Source organism: Rhizobacter sp. (assembly GCF_031412495.1).
Classification (GTDB): Bacteria; Pseudomonadota; Gammaproteobacteria; order Burkholderiales; family Burkholderiaceae_C; genus Schlegelella_A.
The window spans coordinates 1-9,515 of record NZ_JANODC010000202.1; the positions used below are offsets into that span (position 1 = coordinate 1).

Below are 9,515 nucleotides of genomic sequence, written 5' to 3' on the forward strand. Positions count from 1 at the left end.
GTCGAGCGGATGAACCTGCTGCTCTTCCACGGCACCATGCCGGAGAGCCTGAAGACGCAGATGGTCACCGCCGTGTCGAGCCGGGTGCTCCCGGCGCCGACCTTCACGACCACGGCGACGACCGGCGGCACGCTGACCAAGGTGGCCGACGAGGGCGGCAGCTTCACGGTCACCGGCACCGGGACGGTCCGCTACGGCGCCGGCATGACCTTCGTCGAGCGCAGCGTCAGCGGAGCGGGTAGCTGCAACACGACCTTCTTCGGCAGCGATCCGATCGTCGGAACGGTCAAGGCCTGCTACCTGTTCACGCCGACTCCGGCGGCAGGCGCCGCATCGGCACCGACGGCGCCGCCGGTGCCGACGAACGCCACGGCCATCAACAACGCCAAGCTCGACCGCGTCTACCTGGCGGTGTTCATGTCGATGGCGTCGCCCGACTATCTGGTTCAGAAATAAGAGGGAATGATCATGTCGCAACTCAACGCTTCGCGCCGCAAGTTCCTGCGCACCGCGTCGGTGGTCTCGGGCTCCGTCGGCGCCGCCGCCGCCCCGTTCGCACTGAACATGGCGAGCCTCGGCACCGCCGCCGCGCAGACCGCCTCCACGGACTACAAGGCGATCATCTGCATGTTCTTCTACGGCGGCAACGATGCGTCGCACATGGTGCTGCGCACGGACACGGCCTCGTTCGCCGAGTACACCCGTCTGCGCAACACCGCGCCCGATTCGATCGCCCTGCTCGCGCCGGGCACCCCGGTCAACAATGGCGCGCCGCGGGCCTCGCCGGCGCGGCTCGGCGGTGTCATTCCGATCACGCCGAAGTTCACCGTGTCGCCGGAGAACGCAGCCTTCACCTACGCCCTGCACCCGAGCATGCCGGAGGTGCAGACGCTGTTCGGCGCCGGACGCCTGGCGATCCTCGCCAATGCCGGGCCGCTGGTCGTGCCGCTGACGCGCCAGGAGTACACGTCGAATTCGAAGCCGCGGCCGCAGGCGCTCGGCTCGCACAACGACCAGCAGTCGACCTGGCAGGCACTCGGCCCCGAAGGCGCGAAGATCGGCTGGGGCGGCCGCCTCGGCGACCTGGTCGCGAGCACCAACGCGAACGTCACCTTCACCAGCATCTCGCTCTCCGGCAACGCGGTCTTCTCGGCCGGGGAAACGGTGTTCCAGTACCAGGTGGGCAACGGCGGCGCGACGGCGATCGGCGGCCTCTCGGGCACGCTGTTCAATTCCATGACGGCGGCGACGACGCTGCGCTCCATCGTCATGGCCGACAACCAGCACCTGTTCGCCAAGGAGTACGCGCAGATCATCAAGCGCTCGGTCGACGCGCAGGCCGCGTTCCAGGTGGCGTTCGCCGCCTCGACCGCGCTGACACCGACCAACTACATCCAGCCGTCGACCGGGAATGCGCAGGCCAACGGCCTGGCCCAGCAGCTGCAGACCGTGGTGCGCGTGATCGGCGCGCGCGCCGGCATCGGCACCAAGCGGCAGGTGTTCTTCGTCTCGATGGGCGGCTTCGACACCCACGACGGGCAGAACATGAACCAGGCCGACCTCCTGGCGCGCATCTCGCATGCCATCGGCTACCTCGATGCGGCGCTGGCGAACGTCAACGGCGTCGACCTGCGCAACAACGTGACCATGTTCACCGCTTCGGACTTCGGCCGCACGATGACCAGCAACGGCGACGGCACCGACCACGGCTGGGGCGGACACCACTTCGTCGCCGGCGGTGCGGTCAACGGCGGCGAAATCTATGGACGGTTCCCGCAGTTCCAGATCAACACCGGGATGGATGCGGCCAACAACGCCTACCTGCCGGTCACGTCGGTCGACACGATCGGCTCGACGGTCGGCAAGTGGTTCGGTGCCAGCGACACCAACCTCGACACCGTGTTCCCCAACCTGCGCAACTTCCCGCGCGACCTGGGCTTCCTGAAGGCCGGCTGACGCGCGACCTGCGTGCTCTGCCAGGGGGCAGCCTGCGGGCTGCCCCTTCTCATTGAGGTCCAGGCACGCCGCGGCGGTACTGGACCGCTTCGGCGAGGTGGGCGACGAGGATGTCCGCGCTGCCTTCGAGGTCGGCCACCGTCCGCGCGATGCGCAGCACACGGTGAAAGCTGCGCGCCGACCAGCCGAGGCGTGACGCCGCCGCCTGCAGGAAGGCGGCCGCGGCAGCCGCTAGCCGGCAGTGGCGGTCGAGCGCTTCACCGGCGAGCTCGCGATTGGGCCCGCCCTGCCGGGCCACGGCACGCTCGTGCGCCGTCAGGACGCGCCGCGCCACGACGGCGCTCGACTCGCCGTCGGCCGCGGACGCGAGGCGCCGCGTGTCGACCGCCGGCACCTCGATGCGCATGTCGATGCGGTCGAGCAGCGGGCCGCTGATCCGCCCCTGGTAGCGCAGCACCGCGTCGGGACCGCAGCGACAGCTGGCCGAGGGGTGGCCGAGCTGGCCGCAGGGGCAGGGGTTCATCGCCGCGACCAGCTGGAAGCGGGCCGGGAACTCGGCCTGGCGGGCGGCGCGCGAGACGACGATGCGGCCGCTCTCGAGCGGCTCGCGCAAGGCCTCGAGCGCAGCGCGCGGGAACTCCGGCAGCTCGTCGAGGAAGAGGACGCCGTGGTGCGCCAGCGACGCCTCGCCGGGTCGCGGTGGCGAGCCGCCGCCGACGAGGGCCGCGGCCGACGCCGTGTGGTGCGGCGCGCGCAGGACCCGGCGCCCCCAGCGCTCGGCGCTGAACGCGCCGGCGACGCTGAGGATCGCCGCCGACTCCAGGGCCTGCTCGTGGGTCAGCGGTGGCAACAGACCGCCGAGTCGTTGCGCCAGCATCGACTTGCCCGTGCCGGGCGGGCCGACCATGAGCAGGCTCAGCTGCCCGGCCGCCGCGACCTCGAGGGCGCGCTTGGCCACCGGCTGCCCCTTGACGTCGAGCAGGTCGGCCAGGGCCGGCGGAGCGGCACGGGCCGGCGGCACCGCAGCGCGGAGCCCGGTCGCGTCGGCAGCCTGCCCGGGCAGGAATGCCCGCACGACCTCGAGCAGGTGTTCCGCGCCGCGAACCGCCAGGCCCGGCACGAGCGCCGACTCGTCGGCGCTGGCGCGGGGCAGTACCAGGGTGCGTGGCTGCGCCGACGGCGCGCGGTGCATCGCGAGCGCCATCGCCAGCGCGCCGGGGACCGGGCGAAGCTCGCCGCCGAGCGAGAGCTCGCCCGCGAACTCGAAGCGTTCGAGGGCGGCCGCGTCGAGGTGCCCGGCCGCAGCCAGGATGCCGAGCGCGATCGGCAGGTCGAAGCGGCCGGACTCCTTGGGCAGGTCGGCCGGCGCCAGGTTGACGGTGACGCGCTTGTTGTGCGGGAATTCGAGGCCGCTCGTCTGCAGGGCGGCGCGAACCCGCTCGCGCGCCTCCTTCACTTCCGTGTCGGCCAGGCCGACCAGGGTGAAGCTCGGCAGCCCGTTGGCCAGATGCACCTCGACCGTGACGGCGGGAGCCTCGAGGCCGCGCAGCGTGCGGCTGTGAACGACGGCGAGTGCCAGGGGAGTCCTTGGAGCCGCGATCGAGTGCGCTGCCCGAGCCGATCTTGTTCGCGATGCGCCGCGCCGGGAACCCTCCTCCGGGCACCCCGCTAGTGCGCCCCCGTTCCGGCGACGCCTCGCCTTGGTGCCTTGACCGGCTGCCTGAGCACCTTGGCGGCGTGTCGGCGGTGTCGAGGCCCTTCCTGGTGCTTGGCACACATCCTGCGAAAGACCCGGCGATCCCAACACCCCCGCAGGAGAAGCCTCGATGAAGAACAGACCGCTGATGCTCGTGCCTTTCCTGACCGCCTTCGCGGCAGGCGCACAGGCTCAGACTCCCGCGGCAGCGCCGGAACCGGCGCCGTCGCCGTTCACCGCCAACGTGTCGGTGACGACGAACTACAAGTTCCGCGGCCAGGACCAGGGCAACAACAAGCCGGCCCTGCAGGGCGGTTTCGACTGGTCGATGAACGGCTTCTACCTCGGCAACTGGAACTCCAGCATCGGCTTCACCAACAGCGGCCTGGAGATGGACTTCTACGGCGGCTACAAGGGGACGATCACCGAAGGTCTCAGCTACGACGTCGGCCTGCTGCAGTACTACTACCCGCAGAAGAGCCGCTCCGTCAATTTCAACACCACCGAGCTGTACGGCGCGCTCACCTATCAGTTCGTGACCCTGAAGTACTCGCACACCGTTTCCAAGGACTACTTCGGCTTCGGCGAAGCGGGCGAGGACGCCGGCCTCGGCTACCGGCCGAAGGGTCGCGGCACAGGCTACCTCGAAGCGAACGCCTCGTTCCCGCTCGTCGACAAGCTCACCTTGAACGCCCACGTCGGCTACACGCGCTACTCGAGCGACCTGCGCAACGCCCGGGCCACGTTCGATGCCGGCGAAGGCGGCACGACGACGGTCGACACGGCCGTTCCGAACTTCTACGACTACCGCATCGGCCTGGCTTACGACCTGGGCTCGGGCTTCTCGGTGTCGGCGGCGATCGCCGGCGCGAACAAGAGAAGCTTCTACGGCGACATCAACAAGGCGCGCGGGATCCTGACGATCAGCAAGGCCATGTAGCGCAGGCCCGGCCGGGCCGGCCGGGGGCGCAGTTCATCGACATCTCTGGAGGAGTGCGACCATGAAAATGGTGACCGCCATCGTCAAGCCGTTCAAGCTCGACGAAGTTCGTGAGGCCCTGAGTGCCATCGGCGTGCAGGGCGTCACCGTGACCGAAGTCAAGGGCTTCGGCCGGCAGAAGGGGCACACGGAGCTGTACCGTGGCGCCGAGTACGTGGTCGACTTCCTTCCGAAGGTGAAGGTCGAGGCGGCGGTCGACGATGCCATCGTCGAGCGCGTCATCGAGGCCGTCGAGGCGGCCGCCCGGACCGGCAAGATCGGCGACGGGAAGATCTTCGTTTCCACGCTCGAGCAGGTCGTTCGCATCCGCACCGGCGAGACCGGCAAGGACGCGCTGTGAGCCCGCACGAGAACAACGGCACCATGAAAAAAATACTTCTCGCCTTCGTGTTCGCCGTGCTCGGCGCGGGCTTTTCGGGCGGCGCCATCGCCCAGGCCGCATCCGACGCCGCCACGGCAGCGCCGGCAGCGTCCGCTGCGCCTGCCACTTCCGCCGCGCCGGCGGCGGCAGCGAGCGCAGCAACCGACGCCGCGTCGGCGCCTGCCGCAGCGGCCCCGGTCGCCAACAAGGGCGACGTCGCCTGGATGCTGGTCTGCACCGCGCTCGTCATCATGATGTCGATCCCGGCACTGGCCCTGTTCTACGGGGGGCTGGTCCGCAGCAAGAACATGCTGTCGGTGCTGATGCAGGTCTTCGTCACCTTCTCGATGATCGTCGTGCTCTGGTGCCTGTACGGCTACAGCCTGGCCTTCACCGAGGGCAACGCCTTCTTCGGCGGCTTCGACCGGCTCTTCATGCGAGGCATGTTCGACGCCTCGGCCGGCACCTTCGCCATGGCCGCGACCTTCAGCAAGGGCGTCTACATCCCCGAGCTGCTGTTCATGGCCTTCCAGGCGACGTTCGCGGCAATCACCTGCTGCCTCATCGTCGGCGCCTTCGCCGAGCGGATGAAGTTCTCGGCGGTGCTGCTGTTCATGGCCCTCTGGTTCACGTTCAGCTACACGCCGATCGCGCACATGGTGTGGTTCTGGATGGGCCCGGACGCGTACACCGCCGCCGCGGTGGTCGATGCCACCAACGCCAAGGCCGGCTACATCTGGCAGATGGGCGCGCTCGACTTCGCCGGCGGCACGGTCGTGCACATCAACGCCGCCGTGGCTGGCCTGGTCGGCGCCTACATGGTCGGCAAGCGCGTCGGCTACGGCCGGGAGGCGTTCACGCCGCACTCGCTGACGCTGACCATGGTCGGTGCGGCGCTGCTGTGGGTCGGCTGGTTCGGCTTCAACGCCGGCTCGGCCCTGGAAGCGGGCAACAGCGCCGTCCTCGCCTTCATGAACACCTTCTCGGCCACCGCCGCGGCGGTGCTGGCCTGGTGCATCGGCGAAGCACTGATGAAGGGCAAGGCCTCGATGCTGGGTGCCGCGTCCGGCGCGGTGGCCGGCCTGGTCGCCATCACGCCGGCCTGCGGCAACGTCGGCCTGCTCGGCGCCATGGTGATCGGCTTCATCGCCGGGTTCGCTTCGCTCTGGGGCGTGAACGGCCTGAAGAAGATGCTCGGCGCCGACGACTCGCTCGACGTCTTCGGCATCCACGGCGTCGCCGGCATCGTCGGCGCGCTGCTGACGGGCGTCTTCAACAACCAGGCGCTCGGCGGCCCCGGGCTGGTCGGCGACTGGGTCACGGCGACGGTCAGCTCGACCCCGATCCTGACCCAGCTCTGGATCCAGACCAAGGCGGTGCTGATCACGATCGTCTGGTCGGGAGTGGTCTCGCTGGTCGCCTACAAGGTGGTCGACATGGTCGTGGGCTTGCGCGTCAGCGAGGAAGACGAGCGGGAAGGCCTGGACATCGCCAGCCACGGCGAGACGGCGTACCACAACTGAGGCGTCGCCCCGGCGACTTCAAAGGGCCACCTGCGGGTGGCCCTTTGTCTTGCGTCGGTCGTCTTGCGGGCTCGGGGCGTCGCCCCATATGCCTAGAATCCTGCTCCCCCGAAGCGGGCTTTGCGCCGCCGGAGCGACCCATGGTTCCCCACCTCATCACCGCCCTCACCGGCCCCATCAACGAGCTCGAGCAGCGCATGCTCGAGTCTCTGCCGGCCATCGAGCGCTGGTTCCGGCTCGAGTGGATGGAGCACACGCCGCCGTTCTACACCTCGGTCGACCTGCGCAACGCAGGCTTCAAGCTGGCTCCGGTCGACACCAACCTGTTCCCCGGCGGCTTCAACAACCTGACGACCGAGATGCTGCCCCTGGCGGTGCAGGCGGCGATGGCGGCGATCGAGAAGATCTGTCCTGAGGCGAAGAACCTGCTCCTCATTCCCGAGAAGCACACCCGCAATTCGTTCTACCTGATGAACGTCGCAAGGCTGATGGAGATCTTCCACCAGGCCGGCCTGAACGTGCGCCTCGGCACGCTCGACGAGACGATCACGGCGCCGACCCAGGTGCCGCTGCCGGACGGCAGCGCCCTGACCGTGGAGCCGCTGCTGCGCACCCGCAACCGCGTCGGGCTGAAGGATTTTGATCCCTGCACCATCCTGCTGAACAACGACCTGTCGGCCGGGCTGCCGAAGATCCTCGAGAACATCCACGAGCAATACCTGCTGCCGCCGCTGCACGCCGGCTGGGCGGTGCGGCGCAAGACGAACCACTTCGCCGCCTACGAGGAAGTCGCCAAGAAGTTCGCCAAGCTGCTCGGCATGGACCCGTGGCTCATCAACCCGATGTTCGCGCGCTGCGGCGAGGTGAACTTCAGCGATGGCTCCGGCGCCGAGTGCCTGACGAGCAACGCCGAGACGCTGCTCGGCAAGATCCGCCGCAAGTACAAGGAATACGGGATCCAGGAAAAGCCGTTCATCATCGTCAAGGCCGACGCCGGCACGTACGGCATGGGCATCATGACCGTGCGCGACCCGAAGGACCTGGCCGACCTGAACCGGCGCTCGCGCAACAAGATGAGCATCATCAAGGACGGCCAGGAGGTGAGCGAGGTCATCCTGCAGGAAGGCGTGCCGACCTACGAGCGCGTCAACGACTCGGTCGCCGAGCCCGTGGTCTACATGATCGACCGCTACGTGGTCGGCGGCTTCTACCGCGTCAACCCGGAGCGCGGCACCGACGAGAACCTCAACTCGCCCGGCGCCAGCTTCGTGCCGCTCGCCTTCGCCGGCTCGAACCAGCTGCCCAAGCCCGGGTCGAAGCCGGGCGCCAGCGCGCCGAACCGGTTCTACATGTACGGCGTGATCGCCCGCCTGGCCATGGTCGCGGCCAGCTACGAGCTCGAGGCGACGGACCCGGACGCCGAGATCTACGAGTAGGACCCGAGGGCCTCGTGGCCGCACGTGGCTCGCGTGCCGAGCCGGCCGGCGGGCACAATCAGCGCCCGCCACCCGAGTCCCGGGCGCGACGTCTTCCTCCCCACCGTGAAACCGCAACGATCCGCATCCAGCACGGCCGCGCTGACGCTGGGTGCGCTCGGCATCGTCTACGGCGACATCGGCACCAGCCCGCTGTATGCGTTGAAAGAGGTCTTCGCCAGCGGCCACGTGCCGCTGACGGCCGGCAACATCTACGGTGTCCTGTCCCTGGTCTTCTGGACGATCACCGTGATCGTCTCGGTCAAGTACGTCGTCCTGATCCTGCGCGCGGACAACAACGGCGAAGGCGGCCTGGTCGCCATGCTGGCGCTCGCCTCCCAGGCGGTGAAGGACAAGCCGGCCTTGCGGCGCTGGCTCCTGATGCTCGGCATCTTCGGCACGGCCATCTTCTTCGGCGACGGCGTGATCACGCCGGCCATTTCCGTGCTCTCCGCCGTGGAGGGCCTGGAAGTGGCGGCGCCGGGCCTGCGCAGCTACGTCGTGCCGATCACCCTCGTCGTCCTGACGGCGCTCTTCGCGTTCCAGCGGCGCGGCACGGAGCGCGTGGGCAAGCTCTTCGGCCCGATCACGGCGCTGTGGTTCCTCGTCCTCGCCGTGCTCGGCATCGTGCACGTCGCACGCAACCCGGCGGTCCTTGCCGCCCTCAGCCCGCATCACGCCATCGGGTTCCTGCTCGCCCACCCCGGCATCGCCTTCATCGCCCTCGGCTCGGTGGTCCTGTGCGTCACAGGCGCCGAGGCCCTCTATGCCGATATGGGGCACTTCGGCAAGGGGCCGATCCGCATCGCCTGGTTCAGCCTGGTGATGCCGGCACTGGTGCTGAACTACTTCGGCCAGGGTGCGATGCTGCTGCTGCACCCCGAAAACGTGAAGAACCCGTTCTACGAGATGGCGCCGCCCTGGGCGCTGTTTCCACTGATCGGGCTGGCCACGCTGGCCACGGTGATCGCGTCGCAGGCGCTCATCACTGCTGCCTTTTCGGTGACGAAGCAGGCCATGCAACTCGGCTATCTGCCGCGGCTGCGCATCCTGCACACCAGCGTGCGCGAGGCCGGGCAGATCTACGTGCCCTTCATCAACTGGGCGCTCTATGCCTGCGTGGTGTTTGCGGTGGTGGTTTTCGGCAGCAGCAGCGCGCTGGCCCATGCCTACGGCATTGCCGTCACCATCGACATGACCATCACCACGGTGATGACCTTCTTCGTCATCCGCTACGCGTGGAAGCTGCCGCTGGCGCTGTGCGTGGGCGCCACGGGTGTGTTCTTCATCGTCGACCTCACCGTCCTCGCCGCCAACGCGGTGAAGGTGCTCGAAGGAGGCTGGTTCCCGCTGCTCATCGGCACGGCGATGTTCACGCTGATGGTGACCTGGCAGCGCGGCCGCGCGATGCTGGGCGACAAGCTGCGCGAAGAGGCCCTCGCGCTGCCGGATTTTTTGGCGTCCCTCTTCATCAGCCCGCCGCTGCGTGTGCCCGGCACGGCCG

7 protein-coding genes and 1 pseudogene are annotated in these 9,515 nt (G+C 68.8%); 7 read left to right on the plus strand and 1 reads right to left on the minus strand.

What is annotated here, in order from left to right; genetic code table 11:
- Nucleotides 1-456, plus strand: a pseudogene (locus AC30N0_RS07530) (hypothetical protein); the annotation flags it as partial.
- Nucleotides 457-462: 6 nt separating this feature from the next.
- Nucleotides 463-1,956, plus strand: coding sequence for a DUF1501 domain-containing protein (locus AC30N0_RS07535; RefSeq protein ID WP_489517310.1), 1,494 nt, complete (start codon nt 463-465; stop codon nt 1,954-1,956).
- Nucleotides 1,957-2,005: 49 nt separating this feature from the next.
- Here AC30N0_RS07535 and AC30N0_RS07540 read toward each other — a convergent pair whose 3' ends face one another.
- Entirely contained in the window at nt 2,006-3,535 is a 1,530-nt protein-coding gene (locus AC30N0_RS07540) for a YifB family Mg chelatase-like AAA ATPase (protein ID WP_489517314.1), read from the minus strand.
- 265 nt (nt 3,536-3,800) lie between these two features.
- Between AC30N0_RS07540 and AC30N0_RS07545 the strand changes: the two genes are divergently transcribed.
- The 5 genes from AC30N0_RS07545 to AC30N0_RS07565 form a co-directional block, all read left to right on the plus strand.
- A complete protein-coding gene (locus AC30N0_RS07545) occupies nt 3,801-4,592 on the plus strand; it encodes a TorF family putative porin (RefSeq protein WP_489517315.1) in 792 nt (263 codons plus the stop codon).
- A 61-nt stretch (nt 4,593-4,653) separates the two neighbouring features.
- Nucleotides 4,654-4,992 carry a P-II family nitrogen regulator gene (locus AC30N0_RS07550; RefSeq protein WP_489517311.1) on the plus strand — a complete coding sequence of 113 codons (339 nt, stop codon included), beginning with the start codon at nt 4,654-4,656 and terminating at the stop codon, nt 4,990-4,992.
- A gap of 23 nt (nt 4,993-5,015) precedes the next feature.
- Nucleotides 5,016-6,536, plus strand: a complete 1,521-nt coding sequence (locus AC30N0_RS07555) for an ammonium transporter (RefSeq protein ID WP_489517316.1) — start codon at nt 5,016-5,018, stop codon at nt 6,534-6,536.
- Between the two features lie 140 nt (nt 6,537-6,676).
- Nucleotides 6,677-7,972 carry a glutamate--cysteine ligase gene (gene gshA / locus AC30N0_RS07560; RefSeq protein WP_489517312.1) on the plus strand — a complete coding sequence of 432 codons (1,296 nt, stop codon included), beginning with the start codon at nt 6,677-6,679 and terminating at the stop codon, nt 7,970-7,972.
- A 105-nt stretch (nt 7,973-8,077) separates the two neighbouring features.
- On the plus strand, nt 8,078-9,515 hold a 1,438-nt coding region (locus AC30N0_RS07565), incomplete at its 3' end, for a potassium transporter Kup (RefSeq protein ID WP_489517313.1).

What these genes read in the sequence shown, in the direction of transcription:
- AC30N0_RS07535 (WP_489517310.1), top strand. Translation starts at nt 463, where the DNA reads ATGATCATGTCGCAACTCAACGCTTCGCGCCGCAAGTTCCTGCGCACC.
- AC30N0_RS07550 (WP_489517311.1), top strand. Translation starts at nt 4,654, where the DNA reads ATGAAAATGGTGACCGCCATCGTCAAGCCGTTCAAGCTCGACGAAGTT.
- gshA (WP_489517312.1), top strand. Translation starts at nt 6,677, where the DNA reads ATGGTTCCCCACCTCATCACCGCCCTCACCGGCCCCATCAACGAGCTC.
- AC30N0_RS07545 (WP_489517315.1), top strand. Translation starts at nt 3,801, where the DNA reads ATGCTCGTGCCTTTCCTGACCGCCTTCGCGGCAGGCGCACAGGCTCAG.
- AC30N0_RS07555 (WP_489517316.1), top strand. Translation starts at nt 5,016, where the DNA reads ATGAAAAAAATACTTCTCGCCTTCGTGTTCGCCGTGCTCGGCGCGGGC.